The sequence below is a fragment of the Streptomyces sp. NBC_00726 genome, assembly GCF_045161735.1.
Taxonomy (GTDB): Bacteria; Actinomycetota; Actinomycetes; order Streptomycetales; family Streptomycetaceae; genus Streptomyces.
This window is the reverse complement of sequence record NZ_CP108983.1, coordinates 4,051,669-4,076,225: the sequence shown is the minus strand read 5'-3', so window position 1 is coordinate 4,076,225 and position 24,557 is coordinate 4,051,669. Positions and strand designations below refer to the sequence as shown.

The following is a 24,557-nucleotide window of genomic DNA, read 5'->3' as shown; positions in this document are numbered from 1 at the left end:
CCTTTCCGGTGGGACGGTGACGGGGGGCGGGTCTTCCACGATACGCGGGGGCAAGCAGTCGGCCGCGGCGTCCGAGGACGCCGCGGCCGGCTTGTACTGCGGGGCTGCTACGGGAGCGCTCAGTCCTCCGCGGACTTCTTCAGCGCCTCCATGGCCCGGTCGGTCACATCGGTGACCTTGCCGAGCGCGGAGATGGTGACCACCAGGTCCTGCGACCGGTAGTAGTCGATGATCGGCTCGGTCTGCGTGTGGTAGACCTCCAGCCGGGTACGCACCGTCTCCTCGCTGTCGTCGTCGCGCTGGTACAGCTCGCCGCCGCAGGTGTCGCAGACACCCTCGGTCTTCGGCGGGTTGTACGTGGCGTGGAAGACGTGCGCGCTGTCGTTGCGGCAGATGCGGCGACCCGCGATCCGCTTCACGACCTCGTCCTCGGGGACCTCCAGGTCGAGCACGGCGTCCAGCTTCACGCCCTCGTCCTTGAGCATCACGTCCAGAGCCTCGGCCTGGCCCACGTTGCGCGGGAAGCCGTCGAGCAGGAAGCCGTTGACCGCGTCCGGCTGGGACATGCGGTCCTTGGCCATCCCGATCGTCACCTCGTCCGGCACCAGCTGCCCCGCGTCCATGTAGGCGCGGGCCTGCTTGCCAAGGTCGGTGCCCTGGCTGATGTTGGCGCGGAAGAGGTCGCCCGTGGAGATGTGCGGAATCGACAGGTTCTTGGCAAGGTACGCGGCCTGCGTTCCCTTGCCGGCACCCGGCGGGCCGACGAGGACGATTCGCATCAGCGGAGGAACCCTTCGTAATTGCGCTGCTGGAGCTGACTCTCGATCTGCTTCACGGTCTCCAGACCCACACCCACGATGATGAGGATGCTCGTCCCGCCGAACGGGAAGTTCTGGTTGGCGCCACCACCGAAGCTTGCCAACGCCATCGTCGGCACCAGAGCGATCAGACCCAGGTACAGCGAGCCCGGCCAAGTGATCCTGTTGAGCACATAGCTCAGGTACTCGGCAGTCGGTCGACCAGCCCGGATACCCGGGATGAAGCCACCATACTTCTTCATGTTGTCGGCGACTTCCTCGGGGTTGAACGAGATCGCCACGTAGAAGAACGCGAAGAACACGATCAGCAGGAAGTAGACCGTCATGTAGTAGGGATGGTCGCCCTTGGTCAGGTTGTCCTGGATCCAGATGGCCCAGCCCGCCTTGGAGTTGGAGAACTGGACGATCAGGGCCGGGATGTAGAGCAGCGAAGAAGCGAAGATGACGGGAATCACACCCGCCTGGTTGACCTTCAGCGGGATGTAGGTCGAGGTGCCGCCGTACGAACGGCGTCCGATCATGCGCTTCGCGTACTGCACGGGGACCCGGCGCTGGGCCTGCTCCACGAAGACGACGAGCGCCACCATGACGAAGCCGATGAGGATCACGGCGGCGAACTCGATCCAGCCGTCCGCGAGCTTGCCGCTGGTCTTGATGGCCCACAGGGCGGACGGGAAGGTGGCGGCGATCGAGATGAACATCAGGATCGACATGCCGTTGCCGATGCCGCGGTCGGTGATGAGTTCACCGAGCCACATGACGGCGGCGGTGCCGGCGGTCATCGTGACGACCATCGTGATCGTCGTGAACAGGGAGTCGTTCGGGACGATCTGGTCGGCGACCGGGCAGCCGCTGAACAGCGCGCCGCTGCGGGCGGTGGCCACCAGGCCGGTGCCCTGGAGGATGGCGAGCGCGACCGTCAGATAACGCGTGTACTGCGTGATCTTCGCCTGGCCGGACGACCCCTCCTTCTTGAGCGCCTCCAGTCGGGGGATGACCACGGTCAGCAGCTGGAGAATGATGCTGGCCGTGATGTACGGCATGATGCCGAGCGCGAAGATCGTGATCTGCAGCAGCGCACCACCGCTGAACATGTTCACCAGGCCGAAGAGGCTGTTGTTGCCCTTGCTGGCCTGATCAACACAGGTCTGGACGTTCTCGTAGCTCACACCGGGAACCGGGATGTGGGCCCCGAGCCGGTAGAGCACGATGATGCCGAGAGTGAAGAGCAGCTTCTTGCGCAGGTCGGGCGTCTTGAACGCCCGGGCGAAGCCGGTGAGCACGGTGCCTCCTGCGACCCCCGCGCAGAGCGTAGAGGTGACGGTCTTGAGGATCGACGGATACGTAAAAGCCAAGGAGCCCGGACGCGTGCGCCCAGGGGATACCACAGCAACGGACGCCACCTTACCGGCGTACATGCCCCCCTAGGAACGACCAACCGGGGATGCCCTATTTGAGAGGGCATCCCCGGTCGGATGTTCAGGTCACCTGAGTGTCCGAGTTGTCTCAGACGAGCTCGGTGACGGTACCGCCGGCGGCGGTGATCTTCTCCTTGGCGGAACCGGAGACGGCGTCAACCGAAACCTGGAGCGCCACGGAGATCTCGCCCTGTCCGAGGACCTTGACGAGGTGGTTGTTGCGCACGGCACCCTTGGCGACCAGGTCGGCCACCGTGACCTCTCCACCCTCGGGGTAGAGCGTCGCGAGCTTGTCCAGGTTCACGACCTGGTACTCCGTGCGGAACGGGTTCTTGAAGCCCTTGAGCTTCGGGAGACGCATGTGGAGGGGCATCTGGCCACCCTCGAAGCGCTCCGGAACCTGGTAGCGGGCCTTGGTGCCCTTGGTGCCACGACCGGCGGTCTTACCCTTGGACGCCTCACCACGACCCACACGGGTCTTGGCGGTCTTGGCGCCCGGGGCAGGCCGGAGGTCATGGGCCTTCAGCGGCTTGTTCTCCGCCATGTCAGTCGACCTCCTCAACCGTCACGAGGTGGCGGACGGTGTGCACCATGCCGCGGAACTCGGGGCGGTCCTCCTTGACAACCACGTCGTGCAGGCGCTTGAGCCCGAGCGAACGCAGGGTGTCGCGGTGGTTCTGCTTGCTGCCGATGTACGACTTCGTCTGCGTGATCTTGAGACGGGCCATTACGCACCCGCTCCCGCACGCGCACGAAGCAGGGCCGCGGGGGCGACGTCCTCAAGGGGCAGACCGCGGCGGGCCGCGATCTCCTCGGGACGCTGCAGGCCCTGGAGGGCCGCCACGGTCGCGTGCACGATGTTGATCGGGTTCGAGGACCCGAGCGACTTCGACAGGATGTCGTGGACGCCGGCGCACTCCAGGACGGCACGCACCGGGCCACCGGCGATCACACCGGTACCGGGGGAAGCCGGCTTGAGCAGGACGACGCCCGCGGCCTTCTCACCCTGGATCGGGTGAGGGATGGTGCCCTGGATGCGCGGGACCTTGAAGAAGTTCTTCTTGGCCTCTTCCACGCCCTTGGCGATGGCCGCGGGAACTTCCTTGGCCTTGCCGTAACCGACACCGACGGTGCCGTCACCATCGCCCACCACGACCAGCGCGGTGAAGCTGAAGCGACGACCACCCTTCACAACCTTGGCGACTCGGTTGATCGCGACGACGCGCTCGACGTACGCGGTCTTCTCGGCGGCGGCAGCGCCGCCGTCACGGCCCTTCCGGTCCCGCCGCTCGCCGCCACCGGCACCGCTTCCGCGGCGCTGGGGTCCAGCCATTGGATTTACCTCTCTCTGTTACGTCCGCTGTGCGTAGGAACCGGGGCTAGAACTTCAGCCCGGCTTCACGGGCGGCGTCAGCCAGAGCGGCAATCCGCCCGGCGTACTGGTTACCACCGCGGTCAAACACGACGGCCTCGACGCCTGCGGCCTTGGCACGCTCGGCGACCAGGGCGCCGACCTGCTTGGCCTGGCTGCTCTTGTCGCCCTCGCCACCACGGATGGAGACGTCCAGGGTCGACGCCGACGCGAGCGTGTGGCCCGCGATGTCGTCGATGATCTGGGCGACCATGTGGCGGTTGGAGCGGGTCACGACCAGGCGCGGACGCTCCGGCGAACCGGAGATGTGCTTGCGGACGCGGATGTGGCGCCGCTTGCGAGCCGCGCGCTTGTACGCGTCGCCCTTGGCGATCTTCACGCCGTATGCCATGGCTACTTACCAGCCTTTCCGACCTTGCGGCGGATGACCTCGCCGGCGTACTTGACGCCCTTGGCCTTGTACGGGTCAGGCTTCCGCAGCTTGCGGATCTTGGCCGCGGTCTCGCCGACCTTCTGCTTGTCGATGCCCTCGACGGTGAACTTCGTGGGGGTCTCCACCTTGAAGGTGATGCCCTCCGGGGCCTCGATCAGGATCGGGTGGCTGTAGCCCAGGGCGAACTCCAGGTTGGAGCCCTTCGCCTGGACGCGGTAACCGACACCGCTGATCTCGAGCGCCTTGATGTACCCCTGGGTCACACCGGTGATCATGTTCGCCACCAGCGTGCGGGACAGGCCGTGCAGGGCCTTGTTCTGACGCTCGTCGTTCGGGCGGACGACGTTCAGGACGCCGTCCTCACCCTTGGTGACCTCGATGGGCGACGCGACGGTGTGCGTGAGGGTGCCCTTGGGGCCCTTCACGTTGACCGTGCGGCCATCGATGGTGACGTCCACACCGGCGGGAACCTGGATGGGGAGCTTGCCGATTCGCGACATGAGCTATTCCTCCGTTCCCGACTACCAGACGTAGGCGAGGACTTCCCCACCTACGCCCTTCTTCTGAGCCTGCTGGCCGGTCAGGAGACCGTGGGACGTGGAGATGATCGCCACGCCCAGGCCGCCGAGGACCTTCGGCAGGTTGGTGGACTTTGCGTAGACACGCAGACCCGGCTTCGAGATGCGCTTGATGCCGGCGATCGAGCGCTCGCGGTTCGGGCCGAACTTCAGGTTGAGGACGAGGTTCTTGCCGACCTCGGCGTCCTCGACCTTCCAGCCGGTGATGAAGCCCTCCTGCTGGAGGATCTCCGCGATGTGCGACTTGATCTTGCTGTGCGGCATCACGACGTCGTCGTGGTACGCCGAGTTCGCGTTGCGCAGACGCGTGAGCATGTCTGCGATGGGATCAGTCATGGTCATGAGTTGGCCTTCGGCCTCTCTCGCCGGGGTTTCCTGTATGCGCCATCCCTCTCCCCGCTCAGAGGCGGGACGGGTGCGGTGCGGGGACCTACGGCGTAGTAAGTCGGTCATGGGCGGCAGGCGCCCAACCCTGCAAGCCTACGGCATGCGGGGCCGGACTCCTGCCGACCAGATGCTTACCGAGAGTCTCCGGTGATTCCCAACGCCCAAAGGGCGAAGGAGAATTACCAGGAGCTCTTGGTCACGCCCGGCAGCTCGCCACGGTGAGCCATCTCACGAAGGCACACGCGGCACAGGCCGAACTTGCGGTAGACGGAGTGGGGCCGGCCGCAGCGCTGGCACCGGGTGTAACCCCGGACGCCGAACTTCGGCTTACGGGCGGCCTTAGCGATCAGAGCCTTCTTCGCCACGGTCAGTTCTCCTTGAACGGGAAGCCGAGGTGACGAAGGAGGGCACGACCCTCGTCGTCATTGGTCGCCGTGGTGACCACGGTGATGTCCATGCCCCGGACCCGGTCGATCTTGTCCTGGTCGATCTCGTGGAACATGACCTGCTCCGTGAGACCGAAGGTGTAGTTGCCACGGCCGTCGAACTGCTTGGGCGACAGGCCGCGGAAGTCACGGATACGCGGCAGCGCGAGCGACAGCGTACGGTCCAGGAACTCCCACATGCGGTCACCGCGGAGGGTGACGTGGCAGCCGATCGGCTGCCCCTCGCGCAGCTTGAACTGCGCGATCGACTTGCGGGCCTTGGTGACGGCCGGCTTCTGACCGGTGATCGTGGTGAGGTCCTTGACGGCACCGTCGATCAGCTTGGAGTCGCGGGCGGCGTCGCCCACACCCATGTTGACCACGATCTTGACCAGACCGGGAATCTGCATGACGTTCTCGTAGGAGAACTCCTCACGCAGCTTGCCGGCGATTTCCTCGCGGTAGCGCGTCTTGAGACGCGGCGCGGTGGTGGTAGTCATCAGATGTCCTCACCGGTGCGCTTGGCAACACGGATCTTGTTGCCCTCGTCGTCAAAGCGGTAGCCGACGCGAGTAACGACCTTGTTGCCGTCCTTCTCAACAACCAGCTGCACGTTGCTGACGTGGATCGGGGCCTCGGTCGTCACAATGCCACCGGTCTGCGAACCGCGAGCGGTCTGGCCGGCCTTGGTGTGCTTCTTGACCCGGTTGACACCCTCGACGAGGACGCGGTCCTGAGCGGGGTAGGCCACGATGACCTTCCCCTGCTTGCCCTTGTCCTTGCCGGTGATGACCTGTACCAGGTCGCCCTTCTTGATCTTCATGCTTACAGCACCTCCGGCGCGAGCGAGATGATCTTCATGAACTTCTTCTCGCGCAGCTCACGGCCCACCGGGCCGAAGATACGGGTGCCGCGGGGGTCGCCGTCGTTCTTCAGAATGACGGCGGCGTTCTCGTCGAAGCGGATGTACGAGCCATCCTGGCGACGACGCTCCTTGACGGTGCGAACGATGACCGCCTTGACGACGTCACCCTTCTTCACGTTGCCACCGGGGATCGCGTCCTTGACGGTGGCGACGATGACGTCACCGATGCCCGCGTAGCGGCGACCCGAGCCACCGAGAACACGGATGGTGAGAATTTCCTTCGCACCCGTGTTGTCGGCGACGCGCAGTCGCGACTCCTGCTGGATCACGTCTATCTCCTGATCGTCTGCCGGTTCCCGGCAGGGGCCCCGTTTCCACGGGAGCCCCTGCCGAGCCTGGCGGAACTGACCTGAGGGGAAGTCCCCTCAGGAATTACTTGGCCTTCTCGAGGATCTCGACGATGCGCCACCGCTTGGTGGCGGACAGCGGCCGGGTCTCCATCAGGAGGACGCGGTCGCCGACACCGGCGGCGTTCTGCTCGTCGTGGGCCTTGAGCTTGTTCGTACGGCGGATGACCTTGCCGTACAGCGCGTGCTTCACGCGGTCCTCGACGGCGACGACGACGGTCTTGTCCATCTTGTCGCTGACGACGAGGCCCTCGCGGGTCTTGCGGAAGCCGCGGTCGGCGGTCTTGCTCTCAGTCACAGTCTTCTCGCTCATCAGACGCTCTCCACCGTCTCGATACCGAGCTCGCGCTCGCGCATCAGGGTGTAGATCCGGGCGATGTCCTTACGGACGGACTTGAGCCGACCGTGGTTCTCGAGCTGGCCCGTCGCCGCCTGGAAGCGGAGGTTGAACAGCTCTTCCTTGGCCTCGCGGAGCTTGTTGAGGAGCTCCTCGTTGCCCAGCTCGCGCAGCTCGGACGCCTTGGTACCGGCCGACATCACGCTTCACCTGCCTCGCGCTTGACGATCCGGCACTTCATCGGCAGCTTGTGGGCCGCACGAGTCAGCGCCTCACGGGCGATCTTCTCGTTGGGGTACGACAGCTCGAACATGACGCGTCCGGGCTTGACGTTGGCGATCCACCACTCCGGAGAACCCTTACCGGAACCCATGCGGGTCTCGGCGGGCTTCTTGGTGAGGGGACGGTCCGGGTAGATGTTGATCCAGACCTTGCCGCCACGCTTGATGTGACGCGTCATGGCGATACGAGCGGACTCGATCTGACGGTTCGTCACGTACGCCGGGGTCAGCGCCTGGATGCCGTACTCGCCGAACGCAACCTGCGTGCCACCCTTGGACATGCCGCTGCGCTTCGGGTGGTGCTGCTTGCGGTGCTTGACCCTACGGGGGATCAGCATTTCGGTCAGGCCTCCGTTCCGGTGCTCTCAGCAGCCGGAGCAGCGGCGGTCGCCTCGGCCTTGGGGGCCTCGGCGGCCGGAGCCGACTGCTGCGGCTTGCGGCCGCGGCCGCCACGCTCGCCACCGCGGCCACCGCGGCCGGCCGGGCGGTCAGCGCCGCCACGGGCCGGGCGGTTGCCCGCACGGGCAGCAGCGTTCTCGGCGCGGACCTCGGCGATGTTCTTGACGTCGCCCTTGTAGATCCAGACCTTCACGCCGATGCGGCCGAAGGTCGTCTTGGCCTCGAAGAAGCCGTAGTCGACGTTCGCGCGGAGCGTGTGCAGGGGCACACGGCCCTCGCGGTAGAACTCCGAGCGGGACATCTCGGCGCCGCCGAGGCGGCCGCCGCACTGGACCTTGATGCCCTTGGCGCCGGCCTTCATCGTGCTCTGCATGCTCTTGCGCATGGCACGACGGAAGGAGACGCGGGAGGAGAGCTGCTCGGCGACGGCCTGGGCCACCAGCTGAGCGTCCACCTCGGGGTTCTTGACCTCAAGGATGTTCAGCTGGACCTGCTTGCCGGTCAGCTTCTCCAGCTCGCCGCGGATGCGGTCGGCCTCGGCGCCGCGGCGGCCGATGACGATGCCCGGGCGAGCGGTGTGGATGTCGACGCGGACGCGGTCGCGGGTGCGCTCGATCTCAACCTTCGAGATGCCGGCGCGCTCCATGCCCTTCGTCATCATGCGACGAATGGCGACGTCTTCCTTGACGTAGTCCTTGTACAGCTTGTCGGCGTACCAGCGGGACTTGAAGTCCGTGGTGATACCGAGCCGGAACCCGTGCGGGTTTACCTTCTGGCCCATTACCGGGTTCCTTCCTTGCTGCTGACGACCACGGTGATGTGGCTGGTCCGCTTACGGATCCGGTAGGCACGGCCCTGGGCACGCGGACGGAACCGCTTCAGGGTCGGGCCCTCGTCCACGTACGCCTCGCTGATGACCAGCGAAGAGGCGTCGGTGTGGTCGTAGTTGTGTGCGGCGTTGGCAATGGCGCTGTCCAGCACCTTGCCGACCGGCACGCTCGCGGCCTGCGGGGCGAAACGCAGGACCGCCTGAGCCTCCGTGGCATCCATGCCACGGATGAGGTCCACCACGCGGCGGGCCTTCATGGGCGTGACGCGGATGTACCGCGCCTGGGCCCTGGCTTCCATGGTTGTCCCTTCGGTGTAAGTCATAGTCAGTCACCCCGCGTTAGCGGCGCTTCGACTTCCGGTCGTCCTTGACGTGGCCGCGGAAGGTGCGAGTCGGCGAGAACTCGCCGAGCTTGTGGCCGACCATCGACTCGGTGACGAACACCGGGACGTGGATCTTGCCGTTGTGCACCGCGATGGTGTGACCCAGCATGGCCGGGACGATCATCGAGCGACGGGACCAGGTCTTGATGACGTTCTTGGTGCCGGCCTCGTTCTGTACGTCCACCTTCTTGGCGAGGTGGCCGTCGACGAAGGGCCCCTTCTTGAGACTGCGCGGCATCTAAACCCGCTCCTAGCGCTTCTTGTTCGTCTTGCGGCGGCGGACGATGTACTTGTTCGACGCCTTCTTGGGCGAACGAGTACGACCTTCCTTCTTACCCCACGGCGAAACCGGGTGACGGCCACCGGAGGTCTTACCCTCACCACCACCGTGCGGGTGGTCGACCGGGTTCATCACGACACCACGGACGGTCGGGCGGACGCCCTTCCACCGCATACGGCCGGCCTTGCCCCAGTTGATGTTCGACTGCTCGGCGTTGCCGACCTCGCCGATGGTGGCGCGGCAGCGGGCGTCGACCAGGCGGATCTCACCCGACGGCATACGAAGGTGGGCCATGGTGCCCTCCTTCGCCAGCAGCTGCACGGAGGCACCCGCGGAGCGGGCGAACTTCGCGCCGCCGCCGGGCCGCAGCTCGATGGCGTGGATGGTGGTACCGACCGGGATGTTGCGCAGCGCCAGGTTGTTGCCGGGCTTGATGTCGGCGGCCGGGCCGTTCTCGACACGGTCACCCTGCACCAGGCCACGCGGGGCGATGATGTAGCGCTTCTCGCCGTCCGCGTAGTGCAGGAGCGCGATGCGCGCGGTGCGGTTGGGGTCGTACTCGATGTGCGCGACCTTGGCCGGCACGCCGTCCTTGTCGTGACGACGGAAGTCGATCACGCGGTAGGCGCGCTTGTGGCCACCACCCTGGTGGCGAACGGTCACACGACCGGTGTTGTTACGGCCGCCCTTGTTGTGCAGGGGGCGGACCAGCGACTTCTCCGGCGTGGACCGCGTGATCTCGACAAAGTCGGCGACGCTGGAGCCACGACGGCCCGGGGTCGTCGGCTTGTACTTGCGGATACCCATTTCTCAGTCCTCGTCCGATTCCGGACGACTCGGCCTCACTAGGAGGTCGGGCCGCCGAAGATGTCGATACGGTCGCCCTCAGCGAGGGTCACGATGGCGCGCTTCGTGTCGGCGCGCTTGCCGAAACCGGTGCGGGTGCGCTTGCGCTTGCCCTGGCGGTTGATCGTGTTGACCCCGGTGACCTTGACCGAGAAGACCGCCTCGACGGCCTGCTTGATCTGGGTCTTGTTGGAGCCCGGCGCGACGATGAACGTGTACTTGTTCTCGTCGAGCAGCGCGTAGCTCTTCTCCGAGACAACCGGCTTGACGAGAACGTCGCGCGGGTCGTCGTAGGTCTTGCTGGTAACGGTCGCCTCGCTCATCAGGCGTCGCTCCCTTCGGTCTCAGCGGTCTGGGGGCCAGACACGAAGGACTCGAAGGCGGCCTGGGTGAAGACCACGTCGTCAGAGACGATCACGTCGTACGTGTTCAGCTGGCCCGGCTCCAGGATGTGCACCTGGGGCAGGTTGCGTGCGGAGAGCCACGCGGCCTCGTCGTTGCGGTCGACGACCAGGAGCAGGTTCTTGCGCTCCGAGATCTTGCCGAACAGCGTCTTGGCGGCCTTGGTGGAGATCCCACCCTCGACCACTCCGGTGACGACGTGGATACGGGAGTGACGCGCCCGGTCGGAGAGGGCACCGCGGAGGGCGGCGGCCTTCATCTTCTTCGGGGTGCGCTGCGAGTAGTCACGCGGCTGCGGGCCGTGGACGACGCCACCGCCGACGAACTGCGGCGCGCGGGTCGAGCCCTGGCGCGCGCGGCCGGTGCCCTTCTGGCGGTACGGCTTGCGCCCACCACCGCGGACCTCGCCACGGGTCTTGGTCTTGTGCGTGCCCTGACGGGCAGCTGCCAGCTGTGCGACGACGACCTGGTGGATCAGCGGAACGCTGGTCTTCGCGTCGAAGATCTCCGCGGGGAGCTCGACGGTACCGGCCTTGTCGCCTGCCGGCGAAAGGATGTCAATGGTGCTCATTACCTCAAGCCCCCTTGGCCGCGGTACGGACCAGGACGAGGCCGCCGTTCGGACCGGGGACCGCGCCCTTGATGAGGAGCAGACCCTTCTCCGCGTCAACCGCGTGGATGGTCAGGTTCTGGGTGGTGACGCGCTCGTTACCCATGCGACCGGCCATGCGCATGCCCTTGAAGACACGCCCAGGGGTGGCGCAGCCACCGATCGAACCGGGGGAACGGTGCTTGCGCTGCACGCCGTGACCGGCGCCGAGGCCCCGGAAGTTGTGACGCTTCATGACACCGGCGAAGCCCTTGCCCTTGCTCTTGCCCGTGACGTCGACCTTGACGCCGGACTCGAACACCTCGGCGTTGATCTCCTGGCCGAGCGTGTACTCGCTCGCGTCAGGGGTACGGATCTCCACCAGGTGGCGGCGCGGGGTGACGTCGGCCTTGGCGAAGTGACCCTTGAGGGGCTTGTTCACCTTGCGCGGGTCGATCTCGCCGAAGGCGATCTGCACCGACTCGTAGCCGTCGCTGTCGTTCGTGCGGACCTGCGTCACGACGCACGGACCGGCCTTGACGACGGTCACCGGGACAACCCGGTTGTTCTCGTCCCAGACCTGGGTCATACCGAGCTTCTCGCCCAGGACGCCCTTGATGTTCTTGCTCATCTCGGCCCGTCCCCTCAGAGCTTGATCTCGATGTCGACGCCGGCCGGCAGGTCGAGGCGCATCAGCGAGTCAACCGTCTTCGGCGTGGGGTCGAGGATGTCGATGAGGCGCTTGTGCGTGCGCATCTCGAAGTGCTCGCGAGAGTCCTTGTACTTGTGCGGCGACTTGATGACGCAGTACACGTTCTTCTCAGTGGGCAGCGGCACCGGGCCCGCGACCGACGCACCAGTGCGGGTCACCGTCTCGACGATCTTCTTCGCCGAGGAGTCGATGACCTCGTGGTCGTAGGCCTTGAGCCGGATGCGGATCTTCTGTCCCGCCATGGCTACTAGTAGTCCTGTCTCTCGTTTAACGCTCTGGAACCCGGGGTTCGGTAACTTCTCCTCCGACCCACGCGGTCGGGCGTGTCGCATCCCCTCTACGCAGAAGTCCCGAAGGATTTCCCAACCAAGGGGGTGCGGGCCGAATACCACGCTGCCGGGGGTGAAACCCCACCGGGTGCCTGGCCGGTGCCCCACTTACGCTTCCCGGAAGATTCCCGTACGTCCGGCCCGCATGGGGCCGACGAGTACTGTGGGACTCGCTTCCGGTCCTCCCGGCGGGAGGCGCGCAGCATTGACACTCAACCGAGCAACCTGGCTAGTGTGCCATACGGGCTGCGAGCCTGGCCAATCGGGCCGGGGATCTTACCCCGCCCGAGTGTCCGGTCAAACGCGGGCACGCGTACGGGGCTCCCGCGGCCCTGATCCGCCGGACACGCCCTAGGTGCGGGTCACCGTTCCGCAGCTGCCGTCGGCCGGCACCCCCAGGGAGCGGTGGCGGTCGTACGGGTCCACGGCGGGGCCTTCGGCGGGGTCTCCGGAGTGGGGGCCGTCCTCGAATTCCGGGTGGTAGTAGCCGTCGTACACCTTGCACGCGCTGTTACCGACCTCGCTGTAGTACCAGCCCAGGTTGAGCTTGCCCCGGGTCACCAGCCACCGGGCCGGGTCCATCAGGGAAGCCTTCACGTCCCGGCGGACGATCGTCCGCGTCACGGAGCCGTCCCCGCCGGCCCGTACCAGCGGATAGACGAACGTGTAGTCCGCGTGCACCCGCACCTCGCCCCTCTTCCCCGCGCCGAACGTCATACGCCCCCGCACCCGGACCACGTCACCGGCCGGCGCCACCTCGTCCGGGTCGAAGCGGGTGACCAGGTTCAGCGGGTTGTGCTTCTCGTCCGGGTCGCGCAGGGCGCGCCGCAGCTCCGGCAGCGTGTCCGGCGCCTTCGGGTCGAGCAGGGCCATCGCGGCGGTGGGCTGCCCGCCGCGCAGCACGGCCGGGTCCAGATTGGTGCCGACCAGGAACTCCTTGGTCAGGCGCAGCGCGAGCGCCACGTCCGCCTTGCTCATCCCGCCCACCGCCTTCGCCTCCGGCAGCACGATGGCGTCGGCCCCGGACGCCCACCGCTCGGCGGGCGACCCCCGGAACGGGTGCGCCCGGTCGGGCAGCCCCGACCGGGCCGCCGGGGCGGCGTCCGGCCGCGCGGTCTCGGCGGGCAGCGGCGAGGCGTCGGCGTGGTGCCCGGGCAGCCGGTCCAGCAGCAGCGCCGGCCGTACGACGACCAGGGCGACCCCCGAGACGAGCGCCAGCACGAACACCGTACGAACGGTGCGGAGCCGGTTGCGCCGCCCGTTCAGCTCCTGCCACGCGGGCCCGGTACGCCACCCCTCCGGCAACACCGGCTCCACCACCCGCTCCCGCCGCCACCACCTCCGGCGGCCCGTCCCCGGCTCCTCGGCGGGTCTGTCGTCGGGGTGCTCGGGGGGTATGACGGCGCTCATGGGGGCTCTTTCGTGGGAGGGGGATAAGGGATGGCGGGGGCGGGTCAGTCGATCTCGGCCGGATATGTTCCCGGGGGCTTCTCGAAGCGGCCGTAAGCCTCCAAGCACGTACCCGCGCCGCCCAGCCACGTACCGTCGTGAGGCTCGAAGGCGACCGGTACCTCGCCGTCGGTCTCAGCGATGAACGGCATCTCCACGGTGTCCCACACGAAGGTGTGCAGGAACGCGGTGAAGCCCTCGTCGAAAAAGGCGAGGTCCGACCCTCGGCCCGGGCGGCCCGCGACGGTCCAGCTGTCGGGGGCACCTTCGGACGTGACCCAGTACAAGCCGTCACCGCCCGTGGTGAAACCCCAAGGCAGCCATCCGCCCGGCTCCGGGAACAACGGCACACGAGGCGCCGCACCGGTGAGCCGAGTACGTACTCGGGCACCCTCGTGCGCCGCGGCAAGGCGTGCGGCCAGCTCCGTGTTGCTGTTCTCGACGCCGGGCACACACACGATCAGATAGTCGTCGAAGCCACCGGGGCCGAACCAGTACACATACTCCTTGTAGTCCGCCGGCAGCCCCGTCCCCACAGCCGCCTCTGCGCGGTCTCAGTCCACCTGGTAGCGACGGGGAACGGTCAGCCCGGCGGCACGGGCCAGTCGCTCGATACTCACGGTGTACCTCCAGTGGCGAGCGAATCCGGAAAGGCAGCACCTCGTGCCCGATTTCATTCCTTTTGATCTCATTAAAATCTCGGACGGCGAGCAGAGCGTCACCCTTCGCGTCATCGAAGGGATGCATTTCTCGGGCTCCGACGATTATGACGCTCTCCACGCCGAGGTACTGATCGGCACCGACTTCCTGAACGGCCGCGTCGAGGCGTACCTCAATTCCCATGATCTCGACGCCTGGGGCGAGGCCCTGGACGCTCTGGCCACGGGCCGGCAGGTGACCTGGCTGGAAAGCGGCCGCTCCCCCCGCCTCACGGTCTCTCCGCAGGAGCGGACCGAAAGCGGGTGCACGGAGGTGAGTGTCTACGACGTCGTCGGTTCACAGGTCTTCGTCACCGTGCCCGTCGCGACGGAAGCCGACTGGATCGCGCGCCACCGTGAACTCCTCGCGGAGGCCGGGAACCGATTCCCTCTGACACGGTGAGGCGAGCGCATCAGAGAGAAGGCGGCCCTCCGAAGCCGGTTGCGCCGCCCGTCCGTCTCCTGCCACGCGGGCCCGGTACGCCACCCCTCCGGCAACACCGGCTCCACCACGGGACGGCGGGGCCTGGTCAGTCGATCTCGACCGTCGGGTTGTCCACCGGGAAGTCCGGCGGCAGACCGTCCGGTGCCACCGTCCCCTTCACCAGACCTGCCAGGTACTGCGTGAGGGAGCCGGGAAATTCGCACCAGTCGTCGTTGCGCCCGGCCACCACGATGGTCCATTCGTCCGGCCCGTCTCCCCCGGTCTTCCAGTAGAAGTCGTCACCGTCGCAGGAGTCACCCCAGGGAACAAGACCACCGGACTCGGGAAAGGGAACGTACCCGTGGGACATTCCGTCGTCCCGGAGGCTCGTCAACGTACTTGCCATCCGCCGGATCCCTGAAACGAAGTTCCGCTCCCGGCCCGCTTCGGGGATATGGACGGAGAGGAAGTCATCGAGGACAAACGGCGGGTAGTACGTCGCCAGCGCAACGAAATCCGCCGGGAAGGCGCAGCCGGCCTCCCGCTCGATGAGCGCCCAGTCGACCGGAGAAAGGTCGCTGCGGCGGTGTGCACGGAGAGCGGGAAGGGCCTCTTCGAGTTCATCGAGCATCAGCACGTCACCTGGCTTCCCGGAGCGTTCGACACGAACACGCCCTTGAAGAGCACACCATCAGTATCAGAAATAGCCGTCATATTGATTCCGGTGGGAATCTTGCCACGCCCATTGCCATAAACGAGCTGGCCGGAGTATATCACGCGCTGCTTCTTTTCCAGTGCGCTCGCCATCTTGTTCTCGCACCGCTTCATTCCGGGATCATTCATCTGCCGGTAGCCGGTGAATATATTCTCGTTGCGCCATTTTCCATTGAAACGGTCGCCCAGAATATGGGTGCGCGCATACGTCCAGAGGTTGTCGTCGTCCCGCTTGGCTACATAGCCGGGAGGGTTCATGTTGGCGGGCCGCCGCGCGCGCGAGTTCTTCCCCTTCAGGTCGGACGGACACAGCAGGGCCACGACACCGGTCGCCGTTCCGCTCACCAGGGGCTCGTAGTAGTGACGGTCGTCCCTGGACGCCTTGCAGGGGTCTTCGGGCGAAGAGGTGCCACTGCCCGCGGACGGACTCGGCTGCGGTGACGGGGAGCTGTTCGGGTCCGGCTGGGTGGTGCTGCCGGGGAACAGCTTGAAGTAGCCGCGCAGCTGCTCCTCGGTGAGGTTGAGGTCCTTCTGGGCGCGGGTGAAGGCGTCGTCCACGTACCGCTGGTGCTCGGCGTCCGTGTCCGTGCTGCCTGTCGGCCTGGCCTGGACCACGCGCAGGACGGCCTTGATCATCTGGGCCCACGGCGGCGGCGGGGGCGGCGGGGGCGGGCCCGGGGGACGGGGGGCCTGCGGGCGGCCGGGGCCGCGGTAGCCGGGGGAGCTCGGGTGATCCAGCACCGGGGTACCGGCGTTCCTCCGGGCGGCCGCCGCCTGGGCCGCCGCCTGGGCGGCGATGGCGCTCGCGGTGGACGACGTCGCGTTGCTGAAGACGTTGGGGTACGTGGTCGCCGCCGAGCTGCTGCTGGAGTGCGACCACGGCCAGGAGAAGGACGGCCACGTGATGTGCACCGGGTGCTGCCGGTAGTACTCGGAGATGGACGACCCCACGTACCCGGCCAGCAGGCTGACCACGATCGCCTCGCCGACGCACAGGTCCTCAAGGCAGTGCCCGCTCGGGTCCGTGTTCAGCAGCGGACTGCCGGCCCCGTACGCGTAACGGTTGGCCTGACCGGACGGCGCCGGGTTCAGGGTCCAGGAGTCGCGGGAGGAGAAGCCGCCGGTGGACGGGTCGTACCAGCGGGCGTGCATGTCCACCTGCCCGGAGTCCGGGTCGGTGTACTCGCCCTGGTAGCCCAGGGTGCCCGTCCCGTCCGCCGTGCGGGCGGTGACCTGGCCGAACGGCGAGTACGCGGAGGAGCCCGAGAGTTCACCGGTGGCCGGTGCGAAGCGGCCGGTCACATCACCGTGCTGGTCGGAGAGGACCGCCGAGGCGTTGCCGCCGTCCGGGTCCGCGGTGGCCAGCGCGTCCCCTGCGGGATCCCGGACGACCAGCGAGCCGCCGCCGCTGACCAGGTTGTTCGACTGGTCGGCGTAGGCGAAGGTGTCGTCCCCACGGCCCACCACGCGGCCGAGGCCGTCGTAGGTGTAGGTGGTGTCGTCGCTGGTGATCATGCGCCCCAGCGCGTCGAACGCCGCCGTGTGCGTGACGCCGCCCTCGGTGCTGCCGGTGCGGGTGCCGCGCGGTGAGTAGCTGTACGAGGTGTCCCCCGCGGTCAGCAGCCGGTTCCGGGCGTCGTACGTGGCCGTGACCGTACCGGCCTTGGTGCGGTTGCCGGCGGCGTCCCAGCCGTACGGCGTCTTCGCGCCGTCGGCCGCGGTCCACTCGGTGAGCCGGCCCGCCCAGTCGTAGGCGTAGTCCTGCTCGCCGTCGCCCGCCGTGCCGCTGGTGGTCTCCGAGACCAGGCGGGACGCCTCGTCGTAGCCGTATCCGGTGGCCGCGGTCGTCGCGCCGCCGGGGGCCTTGAGCGTGTCGGAGGTCAGCCGGTCCAGGGCGTCGTAGGAGAAGGACCGGTTGGCGCCCGACGCGCCGTAGCCGACCGAGGTCAGCCGGGAGGCGTTGTCGTAGCCGTAGGTCAGGGTCGTCGCGGTCAGCGGATCGGCCGCCGAGGCGAGGCGGCCCGCCGTGTCGTAGCCGAAGACCGCGTGGCCCGCGGCGTCGGTGCGCCCGGTGAGGTGGCCCTCCTCGTCGTAGGACAGGGTGGCCGTGCCCGAGGGGCCGGACGTGGTGAGCAGGTTGCCCCGGTCGTCGTAGGTGTAGTGGTCGGTCCCGCCCGGGGCGCTCACCGAGGTGAGGTTCCCGGCCGCGTCGTAGCCGTAGCGGTCGGCGGTGGTCGCCGCCTCGGCACCGGAGCCCGTGACCTCGGTGACGTGGCCCAGCGCGTCGAAGGTGCGCCGCTGGGTCACCCCGCCCGGCCGGCGCTCCTCGGCGGGCCGGCCCGCCGCGTCGTACACCGTGGTCCAGGTGCGGTCGGCCTCGGCCGGGTCGGCCGTGGTGGACGGCTCGACGATCGACTCCGGCTGTCCGTGGCTGGTGAAGGTGGTCCAGGTGGTGTTGCCCCGGCCGTCGGTCAGCCGGGTCCGCCGGCCGGCGGCGTCGTAGCCGAAGGTGGTGGTGATGGACGTGTCGGCGTCGACGGGCTCGACCAGCTCGGTGAGCCGCCCCAGCGCGTCGTAGCTCTGCCGGACGGTGTGGTGCAGGGCGTCCGTGACGGTGACGGGGTTGCCGTCGGCGTCGTACGTCGAGCTGCGGGTGCTCAGCACCTTGCCCGTGGCGTCCTCGTCGGAGGCGGAGACGGCGCGCCCGGCCAGGTCGAATCCGGCGCGGGTGGTCCGGCCCTGCGGGGTGGTGGTCGAGGTGGTGAGCCCCGTCGGCCCGTAGGTGTGGAGCGTCTTCTTCCCGGCGGTGTCGGTCTGTGAGACCGGCTCGCCGGCCGCGTTGTACTCGCTGCCCTCGGTGAGCCCGGTGGGGCTCTTCGTGGCGACCAGGTTGCCGGCGTCGTCGTACGTCAGCGTGGTGGTGAAGGCGCCCGGAGCGGGTGTGCGCTCCAGCCGGGTCGAGGTGATCTGCCGCCCGAGGTCGTCGTAGGTGGCCTCGGAGCGGGCGCCGGTGGGCCCGGTGACCGACAGCTGCTCACCCAGGAGGTCGTTCGTCATCGTGGTGACGGGCCGGTCGGCGCCCTCGGTGGGGGCCGGCCGGGTCACCCCGGCGAGGTTGCCGAGCTGGTCGTAGGTGTAGGTGGTGACCCCGCCCAGCTCGTCCGTCTCGGTGACCGGCCGCCCCGCGGAGTCGTAGGTGCGGGAGGTGCGGGTGACGAGCGGGGAGCCGCCCGGCGGGGTGTAGCCGGGCAGGGTGGTGGTGGTCTCCCGGCCGAGTCCGTCGTACGCGGTGTGCGTGACGTTCCCGTCGGGGTCCTGCTGGTCGGTCGGGTCGCCGAAGGCGTTGTAGCCGGTGCGGGTGACCGGGCGGACGGTGCTCGCGCCGCCGTCGCGGGTCTCCGCGGTGACCGGGGGCGCCTTCGCCTCGGTCTGGCGGCCGAGCGCGTCGTAGCCGTAGTCGGTGGTGTACGCGGCGGCGTCCGCGCCGGGTGCGTTGCCCCGCGCCGAGGTCTCGGACAGCACCAGGCCGCGGTCGTCCACGGTCCGGGTGGTGACCAGGTCCTCGTCGCCGTTCTCCACCGTCAGGCGGGTGGCCTCGCCGGTGATGTCGCGCTCGTAGGTGACCTTCTCGGCGCGGCTGCCGCCCGCTCCGGTGTGCGTCTCGGTGAGGACGGCGCCGGACGCGTCGAAGGTGTAGGCGGTGCGCCGCGCCAGGCCGGCGGGGTCGAGGACCTCGGCGGTGGTGCGGCCGGCCGCGTCCACCTCGTAGGCGGTGGTGACGGTGCCGTTGCCGGTGGTCTCGGAGGTGAGGTTGCCCGCGGCGTCGTACTTCTTCTCGCTCAGGACGAGATCCCGGGTGGTGCCGTCCGGGTCGTGGAACCCGGTCAGGATCTGCCGGGCCTCCAGCCCGTCGTCGTAGTAGGTGGTGCGGGTGGTGCGGCCCATGGCGTCCGTGTGCTCGGCGAGCCGGCCCGCCGGGTCGTACGCGTAGGAGTCGATGACCTTGTCGACGGGGTCGGACGGGTTGTTCGGGTCGCCCTTCCAGTCCTTCAGGGTCACCTCGGCGACCGCGCCGAGCGCGGTGTAGGTGTACGCGTAGCTCTGGCCGTCGGCCGTGGTGCCGGCGACGCGGTGGCCGAACACGTCATAGGTGCTGGTCCCGGTCGCCCCGGACGGGTCGGTCTCCGACTTCTGCCGCCCGTGCGTGTCGTAGCCGCGCTCGGTGGTGCGGGCCGGGTCGCCGCCCACGGTGTCGGAGACCGACTCCGTGAGCACGTTGCCGTCGGCGTCGTAGGTGTACGTGGTCCTCGCCCGGTGCTGTTTGCCGGTGACCGCGTTGGTGACGGCGGGGTCGGTCACCGTGACCGGCCGGGATTCGCCGTCGTAGACGGTCGTCGTGGTGACGCCGTCGGGCTGGGCGTCGGACGTCTCCGTCTGGGAGGTCTCGCGGCCGAGCGCGTCGTAGGCGTACGCGGTGGCCACGCCCGCCGGATCGGTCACCTCGGCCAGGTCACCCGCCGCGGTGTACGCGCGCTCGGTCACCCCGCCCCGGGCGTCCGTCGTGTCGGCGAGCAGGCCCGCCGGGACCGTGCCGCCGCCCGCCGCGGGCTCGGTGCCGTCGGTGAAGGTGGAGGACTCGGTGCGGCCGGAGGGGAAGTCCGGGGTGGCCGGGGTCGTGGTGGACGTGCGGTCGCCGTGGGCGTTGTAGCCGTACGTCGTCTTGTACGTGTCGTCGGTGGCGTTCGCCGAGCGGGCGTCGCGGACGGCGGTGAGCTGGTCGTTGCGGGGGTCGAGCGGGTTGTCGGCGTTGAGGTAGTAGGCGTAGTACGCGGTGTGGCAGGTGGCCTCGTCGGCGGCGTCGCGGCAGGTGGTCTGGGAGACCTTGTTGCCGCGTTCGTCGTTGCCGAAGCGGGTGACGGTGCCGTCGGGGCCGGTGGTGGCGGCCAGGAAGCCGCCGGTGTCGTAGGCGAAGGTGCCGGTGTGGCCGGCCGCGTCCCGCCGGCTGATGAGCCGGTTGCCCTGGAGCGGGTCGTAGGTGTACGCGGAGGTGCGCTTCCCGGGGTCGGTGACCGTGACGGTGAGGGTGCTGGTGCCGTCGACGGCGCCCTGGTCGTCGGTGGCGGGCTTGGCGTCGGTCCCGGTCGCCGCGAGGTCGGAGAGCGTGTAGTCGCCGCCGTTCGCGTCGGTGTAGGAGGACACCCGGTCGTGCACGGTGTCGTACGCGACCGCGGAGTGCACGCGCCCGCTGGGCAGGGTCACCCCGGTGAGCTGCTGGGCGACCTGGGCGGCGGCGTGGTGCTGGGCGATGGTGCTCGCGCCGAGGGGGCGGCTGTAGACGGCGGCCTCGTCGATGTCGCCGGTGAGGTGGCCGATGGTGCCGGTGGTGGCGGCCCAGCCGTTCCAGTAGCCGGCGCCGAGGTAGACGAAGCGCTGGTCGTACTGGGTGATGTCGCCGCTGAGGCTGCCGGCCTTCTTGCCGTCGAGGTACAGCGTCTGGGTGTTGCCGGCGGCGGTGAGGGCCGCGTGGTGCCAGGTGCCGTCGTTGACGGTGCCGGCCGAGGTGATGGGCGCGGCCTTGCCGTTCCAGAACTCGCCGCGCAGCTTTCCGTCGGTGCCGACGTAAAGGGCGGGGGTGTTCTTGCCGGCGGTGGCCTCTTCCAGGGTGTGGTCCTGGTAGCTGAGCAGGACACCGCTGCCGGTGGTGCGGAACCACAGTTCGGCGGTGAGGTACGGGGTGTCGGAGATCAGCTGGTCCGGCAGCTGCACGTAGGACGTGGTGCCGTTGAAGGTGGCGGCGGTGTCGGCGCTGCCCTTGAGCGCGCCGGCGGTGCCGAGCCGGACGTCCTGGTACGTCGCGGCGTGCTCGTCGCGGTCGAGCGGGAGGTCGCTCGCGGCGTCGGTGGCGCCGTCCTTCTCGTCCAGGCGCCAGTAGGAGAACGGTCCGGCGTCGTGGACGACGGTGCGGTGGTGCGAGCCGTCGCCGTAGCTGTAGGCGGTGCAGTGCCCGGTGGTGTCCTCGGGGCCGCAGACCTGGGTCAGCCGGTCGCCGTCGTAGGTGTACGTCCAGGTCAGCGGGTCCGCACCGGCCGCCGGGGCGTCGGTGGTGACCGTCTTGACGTGGCCGCCGGACCAGGTGAGGTGCAGGGCACGGCCACCGGCCGCGGTGACGGTGGTCAGCTCGCCGGAGGTGTTGTACGTGAGGGTCTGGGCGCGGTCGCGGTAGTCGGTGACCCGGGTGAGGCGCCCGTCGCCGTCGAAGACGTACGAGGTCTGGTCCTTGTCGGTCAGCTGCCAGCCGCCGCCGGTGACCGAGGTGAGGGTGGAGAAGCTGCCGTACGGGGGTGCGTAGCTGCCGTCGGGGTTCTTGCCGAAGCGGACCTGGCGGCCCGTGGGCAGGGTGGCGACGACGTTGCCGGTGCCGTCCCCGTCGGGCGCGATCCGCATGTCGTAGCGGGTGGTCCAGCCGGCCCCGAAGGCGTTGTCGGAGCGCGGGTCGCGGCTGTTGTAGGTGCGGGCCACGGTCAGGCCGGGGCCGGTCGTGGCGACGGTCGCGTCGGTGTCGGTGGTGGTGTAGTTGCCGATGCCGGGGTCGACCTCGCGGCCGTCACCGACCGGTCCCTGGTCGCCGAGGTGCGAGGTGATCGCGGGCTGCTCGACTGCGGTGGTGAAGGTGTAGAAGGGGCTGAGCGCGGTCGCCAGGCCGTTCTCGCGGGCCTTGACGCGCCAGATGTACTGCTTGCCCCAGGTCAGCTTGGCCGCGGGGACGTTCCAGGTCCGCTTGGTCTGCCAGCCGGAGTTGACGCAGCCGGTGGGCTTGGCCGCGGTGCCCGAGCAGACCTCGAAGTAGTGGTCGATCGCGGCGCCGGCCGGGTAGTGGTCGACGGTCTCGGTGTCCATGAACAGGGTCGGGGTGAGGCTGCCGACCTGTCCGCCGGGGTGCGGGTAGACGTCGGTGACCCGGGGGCCGATGTCCTGGGAGGTGACGGTGACGGTGGCGACCGGGACGCTCTCGGTGGAGAACCACTTCTGATCGCGCAGCCGCTGCACGTCGAAGTTGAGTTTGTACTTGCCCGGCGGAAGCGGGGGTATCCGGGCGCTGAGGGCCGCGTCGTCGCCCGGGGTCAGGCGCTCGTTGAGGCGGGTGAACGCCTTCTGTTCCATGAGGGCGCCGGTGCTGTAGTTGCGCACCCGGGTGCCGAGGCGGACCTCGTTCCAGCCCTGGGGCTCCCAGGTGAAGTCGCCGGTGTTCTTGACGGTGACGGTCACCTCGCCGCCCTGGCCGCCGGTGAGCGGGGCGGTCTGGGAGCCGACGGTGTACCGCGCGCCGTAGGCGCTGTGGGTGACGCTGAGGTAGGGCTTGTTCGCCGAGTTGGCGCTGCCGAACCGCTTCCAGGGGCCGGAGGTCCCGAAGTCGGCCCAGATCGCGAGCCCGTTGTTGGTGATGGAGCCGTCGACCCAGCCCTGGACGAGGTCGACGCCCTTGTTGCCGAGGTCGATCGTCCGCCACTTGGAGCCGCCGCAGTTCTCGCCGTACGCGAACGAGTCGGTGGCGATCAGGTGGTCGAAGCTCGGCGGCCGGTTGTTCCAGGTGACCGTGGTGGAGCTCCACGAGCCGGTGACCTGGTTGACGGTCATTTTCTGGGCGCTGCAACTGGACGACCAGACGTTGAACAGGCCGAGGTCCGCGTTGAGGATGTACCGGTGCTTGAGCTTGCTGGTGACGTTGTTGAACCGCATCAGGCTCATGGCACGGCTGGTGCCCGCGTCGTAGCTGCCGATCTTCAGCTCGTCGTCGCCGGCGAAGTTGCTGTCGGGCCAGGAGTTCTGGACGAAGGCGTCGCCGTTGCTGTCGATGTCGTCCACGCTCGGGTCGACCTTGACCGGGTAGACGCGCTCCGGCGCGTCCAGCCACGCGTCGTCCAGTTCGACCTTCAGCGACCAGTGGCCGTCCTGCTCGGCGAGGGCGTAGCCGACGTCGCCGGAGAGGGCGGGGCCGCCGGTCTCCGGGTCGTGCGAGGAGTCCTCCATCCAGCCCTTGGGGATGACGGCCTGGGCGGCGCCGTCCGCGTCCTTCAGGAGGACCGCACCGTGCTCGTCCAGGGAGGGGGTGAGCCCGTCGAGGTCGAGCGGGAACGTCCAGACGTGCGGGGCGTCGGCGGAGGCGAGGACGATGGTCTCCTTGACCGCGCCGTGCGTCGCCTGAAGGCTGACGTCCGCGTCGGGCCGGATGCCGGCGTAGTGCGCGGTGTCGCCGTGGACCTGCGCGGTGGTGTCCGACGCGCCGTCGAGCCCGAAGCCGACCGCGTGCTTGCCCTCGTCCAGGGTCAGCCGGGCCAGGGCCGGGTCGTCGCCCTGCGGGGCGAGGGTGAGTCCGGTGTCGTCGGAGGCGGCGGCGAGCCGGTCGCCGTCCGTCTTCGCGGCCTCGGGGGCGCCCTTGGCCTGGTCGGCCGGGACCAGCGAGGTGTCGATGTCCTGCCAGCTGCCGGCCGCGTCCTCGTAGTGCACGGGCTCGGTGTAGACGCGGGTGGTGCGGGTGCCGTCGGGGTTGCCGAACTCCTTGGAGGTGGCGGTCCGTTCGGCGGGTATCTCGACGCTCTCGTCCGGGTCGTAGCCGGTCGCGCCGCCCTCGTCGGCGGCCTCGGTGCCCGGTTCGAGGGCGGTCCGCGCCGCCTCCGGCTCGACCGTCGTGAACCCGTTGCCCCCGTCGTGCAGCGGCAGGGCGCCGTCGCCGGTCTCCAGGTCCGCCGGGTCGAGGTCGTTGTCGCCGGTGGCGTCGGTGCGGCCGGCGGCGACCTCGTGGTCGCGGCCCGCCGCGGTGCCGGTGCGCTGGGCGGGCGGCCGGGTGTCGGACCAGGGCGCGGCGGCGTCGGCGGCGCGCGCGAACGGCGTCATGGCGGGGGGCGGCAGCAGGGCGGCGCCCAGTGCCAGGAGCACGCTGCCCGCCGTCAGGGCGGCGGCGCGCGGGGAACGCCCCGCGAAGGGGTGCCGGAAGACCGCGTGCGGACGGGGGCGGGGGCGGCTGGGCACGGAACTCCTTCAAACCGAAGACCGACCGCCCACCCATGGGGAGCGATCGGCCGGAAGCAGGGAGCCGGGGCCGCGATGAGGATCAGGGAGACCTCGGCGGCGTACACGTTAAGTGATCAACGCACGCCCGAATCATGGCCATGACAACGGATTCA

General features: G+C 68.8%; 28 protein-coding genes. 1 reads left to right on the top strand and 27 read right to left on the bottom strand.

What is annotated here, in order from left to right; all coding sequences use genetic code 11:
* Nucleotides 1-119: 119 nt before the first annotated feature.
* The 25 genes from OG338_RS18340 to OG338_RS18220 form a co-directional block, all read right to left on the bottom strand.
* Nucleotides 120-779, bottom strand: a complete 660-nt coding sequence (locus tag OG338_RS18340) for an adenylate kinase (RefSeq protein WP_405938341.1) — start codon at nt 777-779, stop codon at nt 120-122.
* Entirely contained in the window at nt 779-2,101 is a 1,323-nt protein-coding gene (secY, locus tag OG338_RS18335; RefSeq protein WP_405938340.1) for a preprotein translocase subunit SecY, read from the bottom strand. The genes OG338_RS18340 and secY overlap by 1 nt, the downstream gene beginning before the upstream one ends.
* Before the next feature lie 223 nt (nt 2,102-2,324).
* Nucleotides 2,325-2,780 (bottom strand): 50S ribosomal protein L15, encoded by a 456-nt coding sequence (rplO, locus tag OG338_RS18330; RefSeq protein ID WP_018519290.1) that lies wholly within the window; start codon nt 2,778-2,780, stop codon nt 2,325-2,327.
* A 1-nt stretch (nt 2,781) separates the two neighbouring features.
* A complete protein-coding gene (gene rpmD, locus OG338_RS18325) occupies nt 2,782-2,964 on the bottom strand; it encodes a 50S ribosomal protein L30 (protein ID WP_018550611.1) in 183 nt (60 codons plus the stop codon).
* Nucleotides 2,964-3,569, bottom strand: a complete 606-nt coding sequence (rpsE, locus tag OG338_RS18320) for a 30S ribosomal protein S5 (protein WP_018101216.1) — start codon at nt 3,567-3,569, stop codon at nt 2,964-2,966. Before rpsE ends, rpmD begins: the two co-directional genes overlap by 1 nt.
* A 46-nt stretch (nt 3,570-3,615) precedes the next feature.
* Nucleotides 3,616-3,999 carry a 50S ribosomal protein L18 gene (gene rplR / locus OG338_RS18315; protein WP_018101217.1) on the bottom strand — a complete coding sequence of 128 codons (384 nt, stop codon included), beginning with the start codon at nt 3,997-3,999 and terminating at the stop codon, nt 3,616-3,618.
* Between the two features lie 2 nt (nt 4,000-4,001).
* On the bottom strand, nt 4,002-4,541 hold the full coding sequence (rplF, locus tag OG338_RS18310; RefSeq protein WP_018101218.1) for a 50S ribosomal protein L6: 540 nt from the start codon (nt 4,539-4,541) through the stop codon (nt 4,002-4,004).
* 21 nt (nt 4,542-4,562) lie between these two features.
* A complete protein-coding gene (gene rpsH / locus OG338_RS18305) occupies nt 4,563-4,961 on the bottom strand; it encodes a 30S ribosomal protein S8 (protein WP_164399965.1) in 399 nt (132 codons plus the stop codon).
* Between the two features lie 224 nt (nt 4,962-5,185).
* Nucleotides 5,186-5,371: a type Z 30S ribosomal protein S14 gene (locus OG338_RS18300; protein ID WP_003948630.1), complete on the bottom strand. Its 186-nt coding sequence runs from the start codon at nt 5,369-5,371 to the stop codon at nt 5,186-5,188.
* A 2-nt stretch (nt 5,372-5,373) separates the two neighbouring features.
* On the bottom strand, nt 5,374-5,931 hold the full coding sequence (gene rplE / locus OG338_RS18295) for a 50S ribosomal protein L5 (RefSeq protein WP_018101220.1): 558 nt from the start codon (nt 5,929-5,931) through the stop codon (nt 5,374-5,376).
* Entirely contained in the window at nt 5,931-6,254 is a 324-nt protein-coding gene (gene rplX / locus OG338_RS18290) for a 50S ribosomal protein L24 (RefSeq protein WP_003966949.1), read from the bottom strand. Before rplX ends, rplE begins: the two co-directional genes overlap by 1 nt.
* 2 nt (nt 6,255-6,256) lie before the next feature.
* Nucleotides 6,257-6,625 (bottom strand): 50S ribosomal protein L14, encoded by a 369-nt coding sequence (gene rplN / locus OG338_RS18285; RefSeq protein WP_003966950.1) that lies wholly within the window; start codon nt 6,623-6,625, stop codon nt 6,257-6,259.
* A 103-nt stretch (nt 6,626-6,728) separates the two neighbouring features.
* Nucleotides 6,729-7,016, bottom strand: a complete 288-nt coding sequence (rpsQ, locus tag OG338_RS18280; protein ID WP_403989429.1) for a 30S ribosomal protein S17 — start codon at nt 7,014-7,016, stop codon at nt 6,729-6,731.
* A complete protein-coding gene (gene rpmC / locus OG338_RS18275) occupies nt 7,016-7,240 on the bottom strand; it encodes a 50S ribosomal protein L29 (RefSeq protein WP_014047786.1) in 225 nt (74 codons plus the stop codon). Before rpmC ends, rpsQ begins: the two co-directional genes overlap by 1 nt.
* Nucleotides 7,240-7,659: a 50S ribosomal protein L16 gene (gene rplP / locus OG338_RS18270; RefSeq protein WP_018101222.1), complete on the bottom strand. Its 420-nt coding sequence runs from the start codon at nt 7,657-7,659 to the stop codon at nt 7,240-7,242. Before rplP ends, rpmC begins: the two co-directional genes overlap by 1 nt.
* A gap of 5 nt (nt 7,660-7,664) precedes the next feature.
* A complete protein-coding gene (rpsC, locus tag OG338_RS18265; protein WP_018101223.1) occupies nt 7,665-8,501 on the bottom strand; it encodes a 30S ribosomal protein S3 in 837 nt (278 codons plus the stop codon).
* The gene (gene rplV / locus OG338_RS18260) at nt 8,501-8,848 is read right to left on the bottom strand and encodes a 50S ribosomal protein L22 (protein WP_004571827.1); all 348 of its coding nucleotides are present in this window, start codon (nt 8,846-8,848) and stop codon (nt 8,501-8,503) included. Before rplV ends, rpsC begins: the two co-directional genes overlap by 1 nt.
* Before the next feature lie 40 nt (nt 8,849-8,888).
* The gene (gene rpsS / locus OG338_RS18255) at nt 8,889-9,170 is read right to left on the bottom strand and encodes a 30S ribosomal protein S19 (protein WP_018101224.1); all 282 of its coding nucleotides are present in this window, start codon (nt 9,168-9,170) and stop codon (nt 8,889-8,891) included.
* Nucleotides 9,171-9,182: 12 nt separating this feature from the next.
* Nucleotides 9,183-10,019, bottom strand: a complete 837-nt coding sequence (rplB, locus tag OG338_RS18250) for a 50S ribosomal protein L2 (RefSeq protein ID WP_361023596.1) — start codon at nt 10,017-10,019, stop codon at nt 9,183-9,185.
* Nucleotides 10,020-10,057: 38 nt separating this feature from the next.
* Entirely contained in the window at nt 10,058-10,381 is a 324-nt protein-coding gene (rplW, locus tag OG338_RS18245; RefSeq protein WP_111337412.1) for a 50S ribosomal protein L23, read from the bottom strand.
* Complete coding sequence (gene rplD, locus OG338_RS18240; RefSeq protein ID WP_405938339.1) at nt 10,381-11,031, bottom strand: 50S ribosomal protein L4; 651 nt, start codon at nt 11,029-11,031, stop codon at nt 10,381-10,383. Before rplD ends, rplW begins: the two co-directional genes overlap by 1 nt.
* Before the next feature lie 4 nt (nt 11,032-11,035).
* Complete coding sequence (rplC, locus tag OG338_RS18235; RefSeq protein WP_018101228.1) at nt 11,036-11,680, bottom strand: 50S ribosomal protein L3; 645 nt, start codon at nt 11,678-11,680, stop codon at nt 11,036-11,038.
* Nucleotides 11,681-11,694: 14 nt separating this feature from the next.
* Nucleotides 11,695-12,003: a 30S ribosomal protein S10 gene (rpsJ, locus tag OG338_RS18230; RefSeq protein ID WP_003948644.1), complete on the bottom strand. Its 309-nt coding sequence runs from the start codon at nt 12,001-12,003 to the stop codon at nt 11,695-11,697.
* Between the two features lie 438 nt (nt 12,004-12,441).
* Nucleotides 12,442-13,500: a hypothetical protein gene (locus OG338_RS18225; protein ID WP_405938338.1), complete on the bottom strand. Its 1,059-nt coding sequence runs from the start codon at nt 13,498-13,500 to the stop codon at nt 12,442-12,444.
* A 44-nt stretch (nt 13,501-13,544) separates the two neighbouring features.
* The gene (locus OG338_RS18220; RefSeq protein WP_405938337.1) at nt 13,545-14,075 is read right to left on the bottom strand and encodes a hypothetical protein; all 531 of its coding nucleotides are present in this window, start codon (nt 14,073-14,075) and stop codon (nt 13,545-13,547) included.
* A gap of 127 nt (nt 14,076-14,202) precedes the next feature.
* Between OG338_RS18220 and OG338_RS18215 the strand changes: the two genes are divergently transcribed.
* On the top strand, nt 14,203-14,640 hold the full coding sequence (locus OG338_RS18215; RefSeq protein WP_405938336.1) for a DUF5959 family protein: 438 nt from the start codon (nt 14,203-14,205) through the stop codon (nt 14,638-14,640).
* A 127-nt stretch (nt 14,641-14,767) separates the two neighbouring features.
* Here the strand turns inward: OG338_RS18215 and OG338_RS18210 are convergent, their stop codons facing one another.
* Both OG338_RS18210 and OG338_RS18205 read right to left on the bottom strand, forming a co-directional pair.
* The gene (locus OG338_RS18210) at nt 14,768-15,292 is read right to left on the bottom strand and encodes an SMI1/KNR4 family protein (RefSeq protein ID WP_405938335.1); all 525 of its coding nucleotides are present in this window, start codon (nt 15,290-15,292) and stop codon (nt 14,768-14,770) included.
* Entirely contained in the window at nt 15,292-24,402 is a 9,111-nt protein-coding gene (locus OG338_RS18205) for a DNRLRE domain-containing protein (protein WP_405938334.1), read from the bottom strand. Before OG338_RS18205 ends, OG338_RS18210 begins: the two co-directional genes overlap by 1 nt.
* Nucleotides 24,403-24,557 lie beyond the last annotated feature (155 nt).